Here is a 17,649-nt window from a genome sequence, read left to right as displayed (position 1 = left end):
CGGGCCCCTCTTCATGCATCCGGTCGATTCAGCCGAGCGGAGTGTTGGTCGTGTGCACCGGGGCGTCGTAGATCTCGGCCACCGCGTCGGCGAAGTCGTCGAGGATCACATTGCGCTTGATCGACATCTTCGGGGTGAGGTGCCCGCTGGCCTCGGTCCACTCGACCGGCAGGATCGTGAATTTGCGGATCGACTCGGCACGCGACACCGTCTTGTTGGCGCGATCGATCGCGCGCTGCACCTCGTCGCGCACCGCCTGGTTGCGGCTCGCCTCGCTCAGCGACATCTCAGCAGGCAGGCCGTTGTTGGCGAGCCAGGTGGGCAGCATCTCGGAGTCGAGCGTCACCAGCGCCGAGATGAACGGCTTCTGATCGCCGACCACGACGACCTGTCCCACGATGGGGTTCGAGCGGATCGGGTCCTCGAGCATGGCGGGTGCGACGTTCTTGCCGCCCGCGGTGACGATGATCTCCTTCTTCCGGCCGGTGATCGTCAGGAAGCCCTCGGAGTCGAAGCTGCCGAGGTCGCCGGTGCGGAACCATCCGTCGTTGAACGCGGCTGCGGTCGCCTCGGGATTGTTCCAGTACTCCTTGAACACATTGATGCCCTTGACCTCGATCTCACCGTCTTCGGCGAGCCGCACCCCGACACCGGGCAACGCGGGGCCGACGGTGCCGATCTTCGACTTGTCGGCCAGGTTGACGGTCGCGGGCGCGGTGGTCTCGGTCAGACCGTAGCCTTCGAGGATCACGACGCCGAGGCTGTGGAAGAAGTGGCCGAGGCGCGCGCCCAGGGGCGCCGATCCCGAGACGGCATAGGCGACGTTGCCGCCCATGGCCTCGCGCAGCTTGCTGTAGACGAGCTTGTTGAAGAGCGCGAACTTGAGTCGCATGCCGAACGGGATCGGCTTGCCCTCTTCGAGAAGCGTCGAGTGCTCGATGGCGACCGCGGCGGCGGCGCGGAAGATCTTGCCCTTGCCGCCCGCTTCGGCCTTCTGCTCAGCCGAGTTGTACACCTTCTCGAAGACGCGCGGGACGGCGAGCAGGAAGGTCGGCTTGAACGAGCCGAGTGCCGGAAGCAGCTGCTTCGTGTCGGGCTGGTGTCCGGTGCGCACTCCGGAGTGGATGGCGAGGATGGAGATGAAGCGAGCGAACACGTGCGCGGTCGTGATGAACAGCAGCGTCGACGCGCCGGGAGCCGACACGACGGCGTCGAGAGCTTTGGCGGAGTTGCGAGAGAGCTCGACGAAGTTGCTGTGCGTGAGCACACAGCCCTTCGGCCGACCGGTCGATCCGGACGTGTAGATGAGAGTCGCGATGTCGGAGCCGACGGCGATGCCCCGACGGCGCTCGATCTCGGCGTCGTCGATCTCGGCGCCCCGGGCGGTGAGGGTGTCGATCGCGCCCAGGTGCAGTTGCCAGATCTCGCGAACGAGGGGCAGATCACCGCGCACCTCGTCGGCGCGAGTGAAGTGCTCGGCCGATTCGACGATCAGGGCGGTCGCGCCGGAGTCCTCCATGATCCACTGGATCTGCGCCGGAGAGCTGGTCTCGTAGATCGGCACCATGACCGCGCCGGCGTAGAACAGGGCGAAGTCGACGAGAGTCCAGTCGTAGGTGGTCTTGGCGATGAACCCGACCTTCTCACCGGGCTGGATGCCGGCGGCGACGAAGCCCTTCGCCAGGGCGATGACGGCGGTCTCGAAGTCCTTCGCCGAGATGTCTCGCCAGCCGCTGCCGTCCGGCACGCTGAAGAGAGCAAGATCCGGGGTCTTCTGCACCCGCTGAGCCAGCAGATCGCTGACGTTCCCCTCCGGGTCAGCAGGGACGATTGCGGGGACTTCGAACTGGGCCACGGCAGCTCCTTCGGCACCGATCGGACGTGGAATCTCCGAGTCTATGGCATGAGACCCAGTCGCACGGGAAATGAAACTCGGTCGCCCGGGGTCGCGCGGCGCTAGACTTCCTCACGATGTTCTACTGGCTGATGAAGTACGTCGCGATCGGTCCGCTGGTCAAGGCGATCTTCCGACCCTGGATCGTGGGGCGCGACAACGTCCCGTCCAGTGGCGCGGCCATTCTGGCGAGCAACCATCTCTCATTCGCGGACTCGATCTTCCTGCCCCTGCTGCTGGATCGGCCGATGTCGTTCCTGGCGAAGAGCGACTACTTCACCGGTCGCGGTCTCAAGGGCTGGGCCACCCGGGTCTTCATGAAGGGGACCGGCCAGATATCGATCGATCGATCGGGCGGCAAGGCGTCCGAGGCGTCGCTCAACACGGGACTGCAGATCCTGGGGCGGGGCGACCTGCTCGGCATCTACCCCGAGGGCACGCGCAGTCCCGACGGTCGTCTCTACCGGGGCCGCACGGGCATCGCCCGGATGGCCCTCGAAGCGAAGGTCCCCGTGATCCCCGTGATCATGGTCGACACCGACACGGCGATGCCGATCGGTCAGCGCATCCCGAACATCATGCGCGTCGGCATCCTGATCGGAGAGCCGCTCGACTTCTCTCGCTACGAGGGCATGGAGAACGACCGCTACATCCTGCGCTCCGTCACCGACGAGATCATGATCGCGTTGCAGCGGCTGGGCGCACAGCGCTACGACGACGTATACGCATCGACCGTGAAAGACCGGCTGCCGCCAGGCGCTCCCGGTCGGCCGTGACCCGGTTCGCGACTGCCGTCTCGGCCGCCGTCATGCGGCGAATCGGCGTCCCAGGCGGACACTAAGCTGGTGCACATGCTTCCCTCGCACCCCGAACTCGACGCGTGGCGATCCCTTCCCATCAAGCAGCAGCCGCAGTGGCCTGACGCCGAACGCACGGCCGAGGTGTCGACGCAGCTGGCAGCCCTGCCGCCGCTCGTCTTCGCGGGCGAGGTCGACAACCTCCGCGCGCGCCTCGCGCGCGCGGCATCCGGCAAGGCCTTCCTGCTGCAGGGCGGCGACTGCGCCGAGACTTTCGCCGGCGCGACCGCCGACCAGATCCGCAACCGGATCAAGACCGTGCTGCAGATGGCTGTCGTGCTCACGTACGGCGCCTCGATGCCGGTCGTGAAGATGGGGCGCATGGCCGGGCAGTTCGCCAAACCGCGCTCGAGCGACACCGAGACCCGCGGCGAGGTCACGCTGCCGGCGTACCGCGGCGACATCGTCAACGGCTACGACTTCACCTCTGCGTCGCGCACCGCAGACCCGGGTCGGCTGCTGCAGGGCTACCACATGGCCGCATCGACCCTGAACCTCATCCGCGCCTTCACGCAGGGTGGCTTCGCCGACCTGCGGGAAGTGCACTCGTGGAACAAGGGCTTCGCGCAGAACCCGGCCAACCAGCGCTACGAGCGGATGGCTGCCGAGATCGATCGCGCCATCAAGTTCATGGAGGCCGCCGGAGCCGACTTCGAAGAGCTCAAGCGCGTCGAGTTCTTCACGGGCCATGAGGGCCTGCTGATGGATTACGAGAGCCCGATGACCCGCATCGACTCGCGCACCAGCAATCCGTACAACACATCGGCGCACTTCCTCTGGATCGGTGAGCGCACGCGCGACCTCGATGGCGCGCACGTCGACTACTTCTCGAAGATCCGCAACCCCATCGGCGTCAAGCTCGGACCCACGACGACTCCCGAGACGGCGCTCGCGCTGATCGACAAGCTCGACCCCAACCGCGAGCCGGGCCGCCTCACCTTCATCACCAGGATGGGGGCGGGGAAGATTAGGGATGCCCTTCCGCCGCTGCTCGAAGCTGTCAAGGACTCGGGTGCCGTGCCGCTGTGGGTCACCGATCCGATGCACGGCAACGGCATCACCACCCCCAGCGGCTACAAGACCCGTCGCTTCGACGACGTCGTCGACGAGGTGCGCGGCTTCTTCGAGGCGCACCGTTCGGTGGGGACGTTCCCTGGCGGCATCCACGTCGAGCTCACCGGTGACGACGTCACCGAATGTCTCGGCGGATCCGAGCAGATCGACGAGGCCGGCCTCGCCACCCGCTACGAGAGCCTCTGCGACCCGCGTCTGAATCACATGCAGAGTCTCGAGCTGGCCTTCCTCGTGGCCGAAGAGCTCGAGAAGCGCTGACACCGCCGAGCCAGATGTGAGCGGCTGCCCGGGAATCGGGCAGCCGCTCTGTTGTCGTGTCAGGGATGAGAAGCGCGTCAGACGCGCGAGGCCATGCCGGGGAGCAGGGCTTCAGCAGAAGAAGCCGGGGGTCAGGGTGACGGTCGATCCGCGTGCTGCGGTGCCCTCCGGGTCGTACCCGCAGACCTTGTAGACGTCCCAGTACTTCCCGCCCAGGGGGAGCTCCATGTCCTCGATCGAGGGGTTCACCTTGAATCCGGCGTCCTTGAGGGTCGAGACCGCATCGCGCACGGTCTTGCCCTTCACATCGGGGATCGGAAGCGGCTGCGGGCCCCTCGACACGGTGAGAGTCAGGGTGTCGCCGGGACGCCAGGCGCCGCCGTCGGGCCGCTCCCTGGTCTGCGCGATCACCGATCCCTTGGCGACGGATTCGCTCCAGTCCTCGGGGCGGTCGTCGGCGACCTTCAGCTGCACGCCCTCGAGCGTTCGCACAGCCTCGTCGAGCGGCTTGCCGATGACGTCGGGCACGGCGCCGAGTGAGAGCTGGATGACAGCCGAGTCGTCTTCGAACACCTGGCATCCGTCGGCGCAGCCGTACGCCTCGCCCTCGTCCCGCGGGCTGATGCGCACGTTGAGCACGAGTCCCTTGTCGAGGCCGTCGAAGTATTCCTCGACGTCGTCCGACACGTTCACACGGTTGTCGGCGAGGATCGAGCGCACCTCGTCGGCACTCTTTCCGCGCAGCGCGGGCAGCTCGTGCTGAGCAGGTCCGGTTGAGACGACGAGGGTCACCGCGCTGTCCTTCTCGACGCGCTCGCCTTCGCCTGGCGCAGATTCGATCACGGCGCCCGCGTCGACGTCGACAGACGACTGCTCAGCCCTCTCGGGTGTCAGGCCCTCCGCCTTCACGGCGGCTGCGGCCTGCTCGTAGGTCATGCCAGCCACGGGCGGCACGGGGATCAGCGATCCGGGTCCCGAGCCGAACCACCATCCGACGGTGCCGGCGAGCACAGCGAGCAGCAGCACGAGTGTGAGCAGAGCTGCGCCGGTGGAGCGCCGTCGCGCCGTGCGGCGACGCAGACGCGTGGCGTTGTCGGTGCCGTCGTCGGCCTCTTCTGCGGGGGCGGGCAGCACAGCGGTGCCGGGGAGGATCTTGGTGACGGATCCGGAGTCGTACTCCCTGGAGGCGATGTCGGTCGCGGTGGGAACAGGGGTGACGCCGATCTCGCGCTCGATCTCGCGCAGCCGCGACAGCATCTCCTTCGCGTCGAGCGGCCGGTCGTCAGGCGATTTCTCGGTGGCCCAGAGCACCAGCTCGTCGAGCTGCTCGGGGACGCCGGGATTGCGCACGCTCGGCCGTGGAACCTGTTCCGTGGCGTGCTGGAAGGCGATCTGCATGGGCTGCTCGCCCTTGTAGGGCTGCTCGCCCACGAGCATCTCGTAGAGCACGATGCCGAGAGCGTAGATGTCGCTGCGCGCGTCGGCCGTGCCCCGGGTCACGAGCTCGGGGGCGAGGTACGCGATGGTCCCGAGCAGCTGCGCTCCGGTGGCAGTGTTGGCGGTGGTCGCCCTGGCGAGACCGAAGTCGCCGATCTTGATCCGGCCGTCCTCGGCGAGCAGCACGTTCTCGGGCTTGACGTCTCGGTGCACGATCCCGGCGCTGTGCGCGGCGGCGAGGCCGGAGAGGATCGCATCCATGATGGTGATCGTCTGCGCCACGGTCAGGCGCTTCTGCTCGCGCATCAGCTCACGCAGGGTGATGCCCGGCAGGTACTCCATCACCAGGTAGGCGAGCTCGCCGTCCTGTCCCTGGTCGAAGACGTTCACGACATGAGGGTCGGCGAGGCGGGCCGCCGCCCTGGCCTCTTGGATGAACCGGCTCTGGAATGCCGAGTCGTCGCTGAGGTGCGCGTGCATGACCTTGAGCGCTATGCGCCGCTCGAGACGCATGTCGGTCGCGACGTACACCGTCGCCATGCCGCCGCGTGCGATGCGCGCACGCACGCGGTACCGGCCGTCGACAAGCCGCCCGATGAGGGGGTCGGCCTGCGGAGTGTTCACAGGTCGAGTCTATGAAGAACAGCCTGGGTGAACAGGCAACGGCGCACCTCGGCTGAATTTCGATCCGGTGACGATGCGCGCGTCATCGCAGCGTGTCGAGCCAGCGGTTCGCCTGCTGCTCCCACTGGCCGTAGCGGTGCGGATAGGCCGAGACCTGCACCGCCTGCGCGGCGCCCGTGAACGACATGCGCTGCCATCCGGCGATGTCGAGCAGCCCGCGGGTGGCGCTGCCGTTGGGGTCCTGCGGACCCCCGTAGAAGACCCGGATGCTGCGATCGACGTTCGTGATCTGGTCTGCGGTTCCCCACCCTTGGCTCGGGCGCTGCTGGAACAGTCCGAGCGAGTCGCGGTCGCCGTAGTCGAGGTTGCGCATGGAGGACTCCACCATCGCGGTGGCGAGTGCGATCGCGATGCCGCGTTCGGGCACTCCGAGTTCGCGCCCGATGCGGATGATCCGCACGGCGTGCGCCTTCTGCGTGGCGTCCAGGGCGGCCGACCGCTGTGCGGACGCGGGGGCCTGCAGGCGCAGCTTCTGGCCGGGGTAGATGATGCTGCCCTGGCCGAGGTCGTTCGCCTGCAGCAGCACGGCGACGCTCGTGCCGTACTTCCTCGCGATGCCGTAGAGAGTGTCTCCGGTGGTGACGGTGTGCGAGGTCGGCTTCGTTGTGGACGCCGGCGCGACCGCGGCGGGCTTCGAGGCGGCGGCGAGAGCCATGGTTCCGGATACGCGCAGCTTCTGTCCTGGCATGATGACGGCCGAACCGCCGATGCCGTTGAGCGACATGATGGCCGACACGGTCGTGCGGTACTTCTTCGCGATCGCGTAGACCGTGTCGCCGCGGGCGACCGTGTGGGTGACGGCACTCGCGGGGGCGGCCGGAGCCGGCTTCGCCGAAGCGGGAGCGGCGGATGCGGGGGAGAGGCGGAGCTTCTGGCCGGGATAGATCACCGAGCGCCAGCCCAGCTTGTTCCAGGCGAGGAGATCCGCCGTCGCGACGCCATGTGCGCGGGCGATAGACGAGACGGTGTCACCGGGCTTGATCGTGTAGGTGCTCGGGCGCGCGGTGGCGGCGTGGACGACGCCGCGGGTGTCGAGGTGCGCGGACGGGAGCGCCTGCAGGTGGGGTGCTCGGCTCGCCGAACGCGATCCGGCCTCGGCGGCCTCGGTAGGGGCGACGGTGAGCGCCGCTGCCAGCGTCCCGACGACAACGGCGGGTGCGGTGAGGCGCACCGGCAGGGTGCGCTGGGTCGTGTTGCTCATATCGTCTCTCTCCCCGTGGATGCAGAAGAAACGCTGACACGCATGTAAACCGTTGTCAACTGGTGTGACTGGTGTGACTGGTGTGTTTACGCCGGGAAATGACGTCGCATGCGGCGTCGGATGAGATAGTGGAGAGGTGTCCGAGAACGCTGCTGACCCCTCTGCCTGGCTGACGATCCCCGAACTCGCCGAGGCGCTCGACGAGACCCCCGGGCGCATCCGCCGTCTTCTCGACGAGCACTATCTGATCGGCTCCCGTCGCCACGGCGCCCTCGCGGTGCCGGCCGCGTTCATCGTCGACGGCCGGCCGCTGCCGTCGCTTCGCGGAACCATCATGGCGCTGCAGGATGCCTCTTTCTCGGACGACGAGGTCATCGACTGGCTGCTCGCTGAGGAGGAGACGCTCGGACGCACGCCGATCGCGGCTCTGCTGGCCGGGCACAAGAGCGCCGTCCGACGCGTCGCGCGAACCCTGGCCTGACGACCCGCGGCTCGATCCGGTCAGGCGGATCGGGCGACAGCAGCCTCGGCGAGAGCGCCCAGCGCCTGCCTCGCCTCGTCGTTCAGGTCGGCGTCATCGAGAGCCGCAACAGCAGCATCCGAGTAGTCGGCGATCATCTGCTCGACCTTCTCGGCGGCTCCCGTGGAGCGAATCAGCTGCTGCAGCTCAGCCACGTCGGTCGCGGTCAGATCCGGGTCGCCGATGCGGGAGTCGAGGTGCGCACGCGGGTCCGCCGGCAGCGCCTCGCGGGCGATCGCGATGAGCGCCGTGCGCTTGCCTTCGCGAAGATCGTCGCCGGCAGGCTTGCCGGTGACGAGCGGATCGCCGAACACCCCGAGCACATCGTCGCGCAGCTGGAAGGCCATCCCGACCGGATGCCCGAAGGCGCGCAGGTGCTCCAGCAGGCGGTCGCCCGCACCGGCGAGAGTCGCACCGAGCAGGATCGGCTGCTCGACGCTGTACCGCGCGGACTTGAGGGCAGCGACTCGAAGAGCTCGGGGGAGGAGAGAATCAGGCGGATTCACGCTCCACGCTGACTCCTCGGTGATGTCGAGCATCTGCCCTACGGTCACGTCTCGACGCATGCGCGCATACTCGGCTCTGGTCGCGGCAGCGTGCGGGTGCCCGTCGAGCGTCTCCTCCAGAAGATCGTCGCTCCACGCGACCAGCAGGTCGCCGAGCAGCACGGCGGCAGACCGGCCGAAGGCCTCCGCATCGCCGTGCCAGCCGGCCTCTCGATGCGCGGCCTCGAGCGCACGGTGCGAGGCCGGCCGACCACGCCGGGTGTCGGAGTTGTCGATGAGGTCGTCGTGCACCAGGGCTGCCGACTGGAAGATCTCGAGCGCTGCCCCGAGGCCCCATAGTGCGGTATCCGGCTCACGGCCGCCGGATGCCGCGAGCCAGCCGGCATGGGCGAAGCGCGCCCGGAGGCGCTTCCCGCCTCTCAAGGTCGATGCAGCCGCGCCGAGAAAGAGTTCGGCGTCGGGCCCGTACTCGGTGCTGCGGGAGCGCATGCTCAGCAGAAATGCGTCGAGGCGTTCTGCGACGGCGTCTGTGACGGGAGATGCTGACACGATTCCCAGCCTAGATGCAGGCAATCGGGGCTGGCTCGGCTAGCCGACGGCCCGCGTGCAAGGGTAGACTTTACTGACCGAACCGAGGGGGTTGGACATGCCTCTTTCCGAACAAGAGCAGCGCATGCTCGATGAGATGGAACGCCATCTTCTCCAGCACGACGCAGACGTCGTCACCGCGCCGTCCGGCGATCGCGCGCTCAGCTATCGCAACCTTGTCTACGGCGCGCTGCTGCTGCTCGCCGGCATCGGCGGCCTCGTGGCCGCCGTGGCCGCAGGTGACAAGGTCGGCGTCGTCGGCAGCGTCATCCTCGGTGTCGTCGCGTTCCTCGCCATGCTGGGTGGCGCGATCCTGGCCTTCACGCCTGTCCGCCGCACCTCGGCATCGACTGCATCCACCAAGCCGCGGGCGTCGAAGTCGCGCGACTCCTCCTTCATGGATCGAATGAGCGACCGCTGGGATCGACGCCAGGACGAGCGCTGATCTGACCCACTGAGAAGCCCGGATGCCGTGCATCCGGGTTTTTTTCGTGCCCTTATCTGGGTCATCGCCTCCACCCGCCCTCCACTAGCCCTCCACTGCCCTCCACGCCCGTCATTCCGCGGAATGACGGGCGTTCTGCGTTCCGTGCCCAGAAGATCAGCAGGAAGAGGGGCGGATTTTCGTAGGAAAGTGGAGAGAAGTGGAGTAAAGTGGTGCGCACCTCGGGTTGGCCGGACGCAGAGGGGGTGATGGCCAGTGCTATTGGGTACCCACACGCCGAAGCTCGATGACAAGGGCCGTGTGATCCTTCCTGCGAAGTTCCGCGAGGATCTCGCCGGAGGCATCGTGGTCACCCGCGGGCAGGAGCGCTGCCTCTACGTGTTCAGCACCGCCGAGTTCGAGGCCAAGCACGAGCGGATCCGTCAGGCGCCGCTCACCGACAAGCAGGCACGCAGCTTTCTGCGCATGTTCCTCTCCGGAGCCAGCGCCGAGATGCCCGACAGCCAGAACCGCATCACGATCCCGGCGCACCTGCGTCAGTACGCGGGTCTGGAGAAGGAGCTGGTCGTCACCGGTGTCGGCGCCCACGCCGAGATCTGGGACGCGGCCGCCTGGAACGCATACCTCGAGAGCAACGAAGAGTCCTACGCCGATCTGGAACAGGAGGTGATTCCCGGCTTGTTCTGACCACGGCTGTGATGCCTCGCCGCTCCGCCCCGACACACTTCCCCGGTGCCGGGTCGAGCGGAGAGGAATCAGAGCCGGAGGTCACGGGAGAAGATCATGAGCATCCGCGACATCCACACCCCGGTGCTGCTGGAACGCTGCATCGAGCTGCTCGCACCCGCGCTGCAGCACGACGGAGCGGTGCTCGTCGACGCCACGCTCGGCATGGGAGGCCACTCCGAGGCATTCCTCCAGCGCTTCCCCGGCATCCGCCTCATCGGCCTCGACCGTGACACCGACGCCCTCCGCATCGCGGGGGAGCGGCTGGCGCCGTTCGGCGACCGGGTCACCCTCGTGCACACCGTCTACGACGAGATCGGCCTGCACGCGCAGGGCGCCTCGGCGATCCTCTTCGATCTGGGCGTCTCGTCGCTGCAGCTCGACGAAGCCGAGCGGGGCTTCGCGTACTCGAAGGACGCCCCGCTCGACATGCGCATGGACCAGACCAAGGGACGCACGGCGGCCACGATCCTCGCCGAATACAGCGAGGGGCAGCTGCGCCGGATCTTCGAGCGCTTCGGTGAGGAGAAGCTCGCCGGGCGCTACGCCCGGTTCATCGTGCAGGCGCGGGAGCAGCATCCGCTCACCCGCTCGGGCGAGCTCGTCGACCTCCTGGTCGAAGCCACCCCCGCCGCTGCGCAGCGCGCCGGCCACCCGGCGAAGCGCGTCTTCCAGGCACTGCGCATCGAGGTGAACTCAGAGCTGAGCGTGCTCGCCGACGCCATCCCCGCGGCGATGGACGCGCTCACGGTCGGCGGCCGGATCGCCGTCATGGCCTATCAGTCGCTGGAGGACCGCCTGGTCAAGCAGGCTTTCACCGCGGCATCGTCGTCGACCGCGCCCGCCGGACTCCCCGTGGAGCTGCCGGAGCACGCTCCCCGCTTCCGCGTGCTCACCAAGGGCGCCGAGCTCGCGGGAGATGACGAGAAGGCGCGCAATCCTCGTGCCATACCGGTGCGGCTCCGTGCCGCAGAGAAGCTGAGGGAGTCGTCATGAGCCTGCAGACAGCCCACGTGCAGCCGCAGCCGCAACCGCAGCCGCAGCGCTCCGAGCCTCGGCGACGGCTGACGCCCGTCACCGCTCCCGCAGCCGCGCGCCGCCCCCGGCTCGCCTACGCAGCCCTCGCCGTCGGCGGCGCACTGGCCATCGGCGCCGCCCAGATGGGCATCTCGCTCGCCACCACCCAGGACGCCTTCGTGCTCGCCGACCTGAACGTCCAGCAGCACGAGCTCGGTCTGCAGAAGCAGGCTCTGCACGAGAACCTCGTCGGCATCAGCTCGCCGCAGTCGCTCGCGGTGAAGGCGGATGCCATGGGCCTCGTCGTCGCCGGATCGGCGTCGTACCTGCGGCTCAGCGACGGAAAGGTGCTCGGCGCCGGTGACGGCGCCAGCTGGGCATCCACCGTCGATCCGAACGGCGCTACCAAGGTGGGCAACGCCCTTCTCGCCCCTCCGCCGCCCACAGCGGCGGAGAAGAAAGCCGCGGAGGAAGCCGCCGCCAAGCGCGACGAAGCCGCAGCCGGCACGGTCGAGCCGGCGGGCCCTCCTGCCATCACAGACGGCCTTCCGACCCCCACCACCCGATAGCCGCACCCGACGGAGACGCGCATGACGACTCGAGCCACTCGCGCACAGCGCCGACGCACAGCGGTCGCCCTGGCCGTGATCCTCATGGTGCTCGGCGCCTTCGTCTTCCGCCTCGTCGACATCCAGGTGGTGCACGCCGATGACCATGTCGCCGAAGGCGTCAACACCGGCAACCTCGGCTCGACCCAGGTGATCGCCGGGGCACGCGGTGACATCACCGACACCGACGGCACCGTGCTCGCCTCGAGCGTGCTGGTCTACGACGCCGAGCTCTCACCGCTGCTCATCCGCCAGTTCGAAGAGCAGACCGACGAGAAGAAGAAGCCGAAGCTCGTCTGGGACGACGCCAGCGAGCGCATCGCCGACATCGTGGGAATCGACGTCGATGACCTGCGTGACAAGGTGTCGAAGAGGATCGAGCAGGACCCGAACTCCCAGTACCTCGAGCTCGCCACCGGCCTCAGCACCGAGCAGTACCTGAAGCTCCGCGAGCTGAAGACCGACGACGGGCTGGCCTACATCGCGATGAAGCCGCGCTCCGTGCGGGTGTACCCCAACGGCGCGGTCGCCGGCAGCGCCCTCGGCTTCCTCGACGGCTCTGGCAAGCCCCTCTACGGCGTCGAGCTCATGGACGACGCGTGCCTCTCGGCGAAGAACGGCGAGATGACCTACCTCCGCGGACAGGGCGGGGTGAAGATCCCCGGCAGCGAGCAGATCACCCCCGCCACCGACGGCGGCACGGTGCAGCTCACGATCAACAGCGACCTGAACTGGTACCTGCAGCAGATGATCGCGGAGGAGGCGAAGAAGCAGGGCGCCAAGGCGGGCTCGGTCACTGTCGTCGACGTCAAGACGGGCAAGATCCGCGCGATGGCCGAATACCCTTCGCTCGACCCCAACGACGTGAACTCGGTGGACGACGACTACTGGCGCTCGCAGATCTTCTCGTACTGGTTCGAGCCCGGCTCGACGTTCAAGCCCATCACCGCGGCGTCTGTCATCAACGAGGGGGCGGCGACGCCGCTGACCTCGGTGACGGCTCCCGACCACAAGAAGTTCGCCAACGGGGCCGTCGTCAACGACCCGTTCAAGCACCCGACGTACCAGTACACGTTCGCCGGTGCGCTGATCGACTCGTCGAACGTCTCGCTGTCGCAGTTCGGCACGATGATCTCGCCCGAGAAGCGCTACGACTACCTGAAGAGGTTCGGCGTCGGCGAGAAGACCGCCGTCGGCTTCCCCGAAGAGCTGACGGGTCTCATCCGCGACCCGAAGACCTGGGGCTCCCAGGACCTGTACACCACCACCTTCGGACAGGCGTTCACGGTCACCCCCGCCCAGATCGCGGGAGCGTATCAGGCGCTCGCGAACGGAGGCGAGAAGCTCGACCTCTCGGTCATCGAGTCCTGCACGACCGGTGACGGCACGGTGATCAAGCCGGATCCGCCGAAGAGCGAGCGAGTGGTCACCGAGCAGACCGCGAAGACCGTGCAGCGCATGCTCGAGAACGTCGCGGTGCAAGGAGGCCTCGCCAAGACGGTCGAGGTGCCCGGCTACCGCATCGGCATCAAGACGGGTACGGCGCAGACGCCGGACGGCAAGGGCGGCTACAAGAAGGGCGTCTACTTCACGAACATGGCGGGCATCGCGCCGATCGAGGACCCGCAGTTCGTCGTGCTGGTCACCCTCGACGAGCCGACTAGGATTAGGAACTCCGGGGCCACCGCCGCCGCCTTCCAGAAGGCGATGACGCAGGTGCTGAAGACTTACCGCGTCGCCCCCTCCTCGCAGCCCATGGATGAGCTGCTCCCGAAATTCGACTAGCCGGCATCGCGCCGCGCAAGGAGATGCCACATGATCGCCCTTCCGCTCGCCGAGATCGCCGAGGTCCTGCACGGTGAGCTGCGTCTGCACGCCCCGCACACGGCCGAGACCGTCGTCGACGGGACCGTCGACACCGACTCCCGCGAGATGACCACCGGCTCGATCTTCGTCGCCAAGCCCGGCGAGGTGACCGACGGCCACAACTTCGTCAGCGCCGCCGCAGAGGCGGGCGCTGTGCTCGCCATCGTCGAGCGCCCGGTAGACGTCGCGGTGACCCAAATCGTCGTCGCCGACGCCGTCGTCGCCCTCGCCGACCTCGCCCGCGAAGTCGTCGCGCGCGTGCGCGCCGCGGGAGAGCTCAAGATCGTCGGCATCACCGGGTCGAACGGCAAGACCACCACCAAGAACTTCCTCGCCCGGATCCTCTCGGAGGAGGGCGAGACGGTGGCCCCGGTCCGCTCGTACAACAACGAGGTCGGAGCGCCCCTCACGATGCTAAGGGTCACGCCCACCACCCGATTCCTGGTGAGCGAGTTCGGCGCCGCAGGCGCCGGCAGCATCGCGCGCCTCGCAGGACTCGTGACGCCCGATGTGTCGGTCGTGCTGATGGTGGGGCTCGCGCACGCCGGCGGCTTCGGAGGCATCGAGGCGACCGCGAAGGCGAAGTCCGAACTGGTCTCCGCTGCTCGAACCGACGGCACGGCCGTGCTCAACATCGACGACCCGCGAGTCTGGGCCATGAGGTCGATCGCCGAGGAGCGCGGGATGTCTGTCGTCGGGTTCGGCCAGCATCCGGATGCCGACGTCCGTGCCGACCGCATCGAGGTGGCCGCCAACGGCACCTCGGCCGTCATCCTCGCCGACGGCGAGGAGACCCCGCTGCGGCTTCAGGTGCTCGGCGCCCACCACGTGCACAACGCCCTCGCGGCGATCGCCGCGGCCCGCGTTCTCGGTGTGCCGGTCGCGCACTCGATCAGCCGTCTCGAGACCGTGGAGATCGCCGAGCGGTGGAGGATGCAGCCGATGGGCTCCGACCGCGTGCGCATCATCAACGACGCCTACAACGCGAGCCCCGACTCGATGGCGGCGGCGCTGCGCACCCTCGCCCAGATCGTGGCGCCTGGTGAGCGCACCGTCGCCGTGCTGGGCGCGATGAGCGAGCTCGGTGAGACGGCGGGGGAGGAGCACGACCGCATCGGGCTGCTCGCCGTTCGTCTGAACATCCAGCGCATCGTGGTCGTCGGTCCCGAGGCGCGGAGGCTGTTCCTCGCGGCCGTCGGCGAGGGTTCGTGGGACGGCGAGGCCGTGCACCTGCCGGACCAGGACGCCGCCTTCGAGTACCTGAAGGGCGAGCTGCGCGACGGTGACCGCGTGCTGGTGAAGTCGTCCAACTCCGCGGGGCTCCGGCATCTCGGCGATCGTCTGGGAGAATCGTTCTCGTGAGGTCCTTGCTTATGGCGACGGCGATTTCGCTCGCCTTCTCGCTCTTCCTGACCCCCGTCTTCCTGAAGGTGTTCCGCCGGATCGGATGGGGGCAGGTGATCCGCACCCCCGAGGACATCGCGAATCCGAGCCACGAGGCCAAGCGCGGCACCCCCACCATGGGCGGCGTCATCTTCATCGTCGGGACGATCCTCGGGTACTTCGCCGGCAGCCTGTTCGGCGGCACCACCCCGGCGCTGTCGGCGATCCTCGTGCTGTGGCTCATGGTCGGCTTCGGCGTGGTCGGCTTCATCGACGACTACATGAAGATCCGCAGCCAGCGCAGCCTCGGCCTCTCGGGTTGGCGCAAGATCGTCGGGCAGCTGCTCGTGCTCGTGCCGTTCGGCATCGTCGCCCTCAACTTCCCGAACCGCCTCGGCCAGTACCCGGCCAGCGGACACGTGTCGCTGTTCCGCGACATCTCCTGGCTGAACCTCTTCGCGTTCGGTGCGGTGCTCGGCTGGATCCTCTACCTCATCTGGGTCTCCGTGATCGGCGTCGCGACCTCGAACAGCGTGAACCTCACCGACGGACTCGACGGTCTGGCCGCGGGCGCCGGCGTGGTCGTGGTCGGTGCGTACAGCCTGATCGCGTTCTGGCAGTTCAAGCAGTCGTGCGTCGGCGCGCTGATGGTGCAGGCCGGCTGCTACGAGGTGCGAGAGCCACTGAACCTCGCCACTGTCTCCGCGGCGTTCGCGGGAGGCCTGGTCGGATTCCTGTGGTGGAACGCCCCCAAGGCGAAGGTGTTCATGGGCGACGTCGGATCCATGGCTATCGGCGGCGTCATCACCGCGATGGCGATCCTCACGCGCACCGAGCTGCTCCTGCTCGTGATCGCCGGCATCTTCGTGCTCTCGTCGGGCTCGGTGATCCTGCAGCGGCTGTACTTCAAGGTGACCGGGGGCAAGCGGCTCTTCCTGATGAGCCCGTTCCACCACCACCTCGAGATGCGAGGCTGGGCCGAGGTCACGATCGTCGTGAGACTGTGGATCATCGCCGGTCTGCTCGCCGTCTCGGCTGTCGGACTCTTCTACGTCGACTGGCTGATCCAGGCATGAGCGCCCGACTGGACACGCTCACGAGCTGGCACTCCGACTGGTCAGGGCTGCGGGTCGCCGTGCTCGGGCTGTCGATGACCGGATTCTCGGCGGCCGACACGCTCACCGAGCTCGGCGCCGAGGTGCTGGTGCTCTCAGAGGGCGCATCGGACGAATACGCCCGGCTCGTGCCGGTGATCGGTGCACGCCTCGAACTGGGGCCGCTCACCGATGTGCCGGATGCGCTTCGCGAGTTCGCGCCCGAGGTCGTGATCGCCTCACCCGGCTTCCCGCCCTCGCATCCGCTGATCCAGTGGACGCGAGAGAGCGGCATCGCGCTCTGGGGAGACGTCGAGCTCGCATGGCGCGTGCGCGACAAGGTCGTGCGCGCAGACGGTGAGCCGGCCGAGTGGGTGCTGATCACCGGCACCAACGGCAAGACGACCACGACCCAGCTCACTGCCACCCTCCTTCAGGCGGGTGGACTGCGCGCTGCGCCGTGCGGCAACATCGGCGTCCCCGTGCTCGACGCCGTCCGCGACCCCGGTGGGTTCGATGTGCTCGTGGTGGAGCTGTCGAGCCACCAGCTCTGGTACATCGGCCAGTCCGAGACCGCAGGTCAGCTCGTGCCGCATTCCGCGGTCTGCCTCAACCTCGCCGACGACCACCTGGTGTGGCACGGCAGCGCGGACGCGTATCGCGAGGCGAAGTCGTTCGTGTATCGGCATACGAAGGTCGCCTGCGTGTACAACAAGGCGGACGTCGCCACGAGGCGGATGGTCGAAGAGGCCGACGTCACCGAGGGCGCCCGCGCCATCGGGTTCGATCTCGGCACGCCGGGCCCCAGCGATCTCGGCATCGTCGACGGGATCCTCGTCGATCGTGCCTTCCACGATGATCGGCGCAACAGCGCCCTCGAGCTGACGACGGTGACGGACCTGCGTGCCGTCGGGCTGGATGCGCCGCACATCGTCCAGAACATCCTCGCCGCAGCCGCACTCGCGCGGTCACTCGGTGTCGAGCCCGCCGCGATCCGCGACGCGCTGCAGGGATTCTCCCTCGATGCGCACCGCATACAGGTGGTCGCCGAGCATCGCGGCATCCGCTGGGTCGACGACTCGAAGGCGACCAACCCTCACGCCGCGGCGTCGTCGCTGCGGGCGTACCCGGGCGCGGTATGGGTGGTCGGGGGCGATCTCAAGGGCGTCGATCTCGGCGATCTCGTCGCCGAGGCCGGTCGGACAGCGGGAGCCGCGATCGTGATCGGCGTCGACCGCGAACCTGTTCTGTCGGCATTCCAGCGACACGCATCCCAGGTGCCGGTGTTCGAGGTGATCCCCGGTGAGACTGGTGATGTCATGGATCGCGTCGTTGAACTGGCGACGGGGATCATCGTGGGCGAGGGCACGGTTCTGCTGGCTCCTGCCGCGGCATCCTTCGACCAGTTCTCGAGTTACGCGGACCGGGGAGAGCGTTTCGCACAGGCGGTGCGCGCATGGATCGAGCAGTCCGGATCGTGAGCAGGGGAGG

General features: G+C 68.0%; 15 protein-coding genes. 11 read left to right on the top strand and 4 right to left on the bottom strand.

Annotated elements, in window-relative coordinates; genetic code table 11:
- Positions 1–28 precede the first annotated feature (28 nt).
- Entirely contained in the window at positions 29–1,855 is a 1,827-nt protein-coding gene (locus AB0N59_RS13230; RefSeq protein ID WP_363483971.1) for a long-chain fatty acid--CoA ligase, read from the bottom strand.
- 116 nt (positions 1,856–1,971) lie between these two features.
- Between AB0N59_RS13230 and AB0N59_RS13225 the strand changes: the two genes are divergently transcribed.
- Positions 1,972–2,670 (top strand): lysophospholipid acyltransferase family protein, encoded by a 699-nt coding sequence (locus AB0N59_RS13225; protein WP_363483968.1) that lies wholly within the window; start codon positions 1,972–1,974, stop codon positions 2,668–2,670.
- A gap of 75 nt (positions 2,671–2,745) precedes the next feature.
- The gene (locus tag AB0N59_RS13220; RefSeq protein WP_363483965.1) at positions 2,746–4,083 is read left to right on the top strand and encodes a class II 3-deoxy-7-phosphoheptulonate synthase; all 1,338 of its coding nucleotides are present in this window, start codon (positions 2,746–2,748) and stop codon (positions 4,081–4,083) included.
- 111 nt (positions 4,084–4,194) lie between these two features.
- Here AB0N59_RS13220 and pknB read toward each other — a convergent pair whose 3' ends face one another.
- Complete coding sequence (gene pknB, locus AB0N59_RS13215) at positions 4,195–6,144, bottom strand: Stk1 family PASTA domain-containing Ser/Thr kinase (protein WP_363483962.1); 1,950 nt, start codon at positions 6,142–6,144, stop codon at positions 4,195–4,197.
- Positions 6,145–6,226: 82 nt separating this feature from the next.
- The gene (locus AB0N59_RS13210; RefSeq protein WP_363483959.1) at positions 6,227–7,405 is read right to left on the bottom strand and encodes a LysM peptidoglycan-binding domain-containing protein; all 1,179 of its coding nucleotides are present in this window, start codon (positions 7,403–7,405) and stop codon (positions 6,227–6,229) included.
- A gap of 136 nt (positions 7,406–7,541) precedes the next feature.
- Here AB0N59_RS13210 and AB0N59_RS13205 point away from each other — a divergent pair, with 136 nt between their 5' ends.
- Entirely contained in the window at positions 7,542–7,886 is a 345-nt protein-coding gene (locus AB0N59_RS13205) for an Rv2175c family DNA-binding protein (RefSeq protein WP_363483956.1), read from the top strand.
- 20 nt (positions 7,887–7,906) lie between these two features.
- Here the strand turns inward: AB0N59_RS13205 and AB0N59_RS13200 are convergent, their stop codons facing one another.
- Entirely contained in the window at positions 7,907–8,980 is a 1,074-nt protein-coding gene (locus AB0N59_RS13200; protein ID WP_363483953.1) for a polyprenyl synthetase family protein, read from the bottom strand.
- A 97-nt stretch (positions 8,981–9,077) separates the two neighbouring features.
- Between AB0N59_RS13200 and AB0N59_RS13195 the strand changes: the two genes are divergently transcribed.
- From AB0N59_RS13195 to murD, 8 genes are all read left to right on the top strand, one after another.
- The gene (locus AB0N59_RS13195) at positions 9,078–9,464 is read left to right on the top strand and encodes a DUF3040 domain-containing protein (protein ID WP_363483950.1); all 387 of its coding nucleotides are present in this window, start codon (positions 9,078–9,080) and stop codon (positions 9,462–9,464) included.
- A 255-nt stretch (positions 9,465–9,719) separates the two neighbouring features.
- Positions 9,720–10,151 (top strand): division/cell wall cluster transcriptional repressor MraZ, encoded by a 432-nt coding sequence (mraZ, locus tag AB0N59_RS13190; RefSeq protein WP_363483947.1) that lies wholly within the window; start codon positions 9,720–9,722, stop codon positions 10,149–10,151.
- Between the two features lie 96 nt (positions 10,152–10,247).
- The gene (gene rsmH, locus AB0N59_RS13185) at positions 10,248–11,186 is read left to right on the top strand and encodes a 16S rRNA (cytosine(1402)-N(4))-methyltransferase RsmH (RefSeq protein ID WP_363483944.1); all 939 of its coding nucleotides are present in this window, start codon (positions 10,248–10,250) and stop codon (positions 11,184–11,186) included.
- Positions 11,183–11,776, top strand: a complete 594-nt coding sequence (locus AB0N59_RS13180) for a hypothetical protein (protein WP_363483941.1) — start codon at positions 11,183–11,185, stop codon at positions 11,774–11,776. The genes rsmH and AB0N59_RS13180 overlap by 4 nt, the downstream gene beginning before the upstream one ends.
- Before the next feature lie 21 nt (positions 11,777–11,797).
- Positions 11,798–13,600 carry a penicillin-binding protein 2 gene (locus AB0N59_RS13175; protein ID WP_363483938.1) on the top strand — a complete coding sequence of 601 codons (1,803 nt, stop codon included), beginning with the start codon at positions 11,798–11,800 and terminating at the stop codon, positions 13,598–13,600.
- A 30-nt stretch (positions 13,601–13,630) separates the two neighbouring features.
- On the top strand, positions 13,631–15,043 hold the full coding sequence (gene murF / locus AB0N59_RS13170; RefSeq protein WP_363483935.1) for a UDP-N-acetylmuramoyl-tripeptide--D-alanyl-D-alanine ligase: 1,413 nt from the start codon (positions 13,631–13,633) through the stop codon (positions 15,041–15,043).
- The gene (gene mraY, locus AB0N59_RS13165; protein WP_204973980.1) at positions 15,040–16,140 is read left to right on the top strand and encodes a phospho-N-acetylmuramoyl-pentapeptide-transferase; all 1,101 of its coding nucleotides are present in this window, start codon (positions 15,040–15,042) and stop codon (positions 16,138–16,140) included. The genes murF and mraY overlap by 4 nt, the downstream gene beginning before the upstream one ends.
- Positions 16,137–17,639 carry a UDP-N-acetylmuramoyl-L-alanine--D-glutamate ligase gene (gene murD, locus AB0N59_RS13160; protein WP_363483932.1) on the top strand — a complete coding sequence of 501 codons (1,503 nt, stop codon included), beginning with the start codon at positions 16,137–16,139 and terminating at the stop codon, positions 17,637–17,639. Before mraY ends, murD begins: the two co-directional genes overlap by 4 nt.
- Positions 17,640–17,649 lie beyond the last annotated feature (10 nt).

The sequence above is a fragment of the Microbacterium sp. NPDC089321 genome, from assembly GCF_040684935.1.
Classification (GTDB): Bacteria; Actinomycetota; Actinomycetes; order Actinomycetales; family Microbacteriaceae; genus Microbacterium.
The sequence above is the reverse complement of the archived record's forward strand: the minus strand, read 5'-3'. Positions and strand labels throughout refer to the sequence as shown.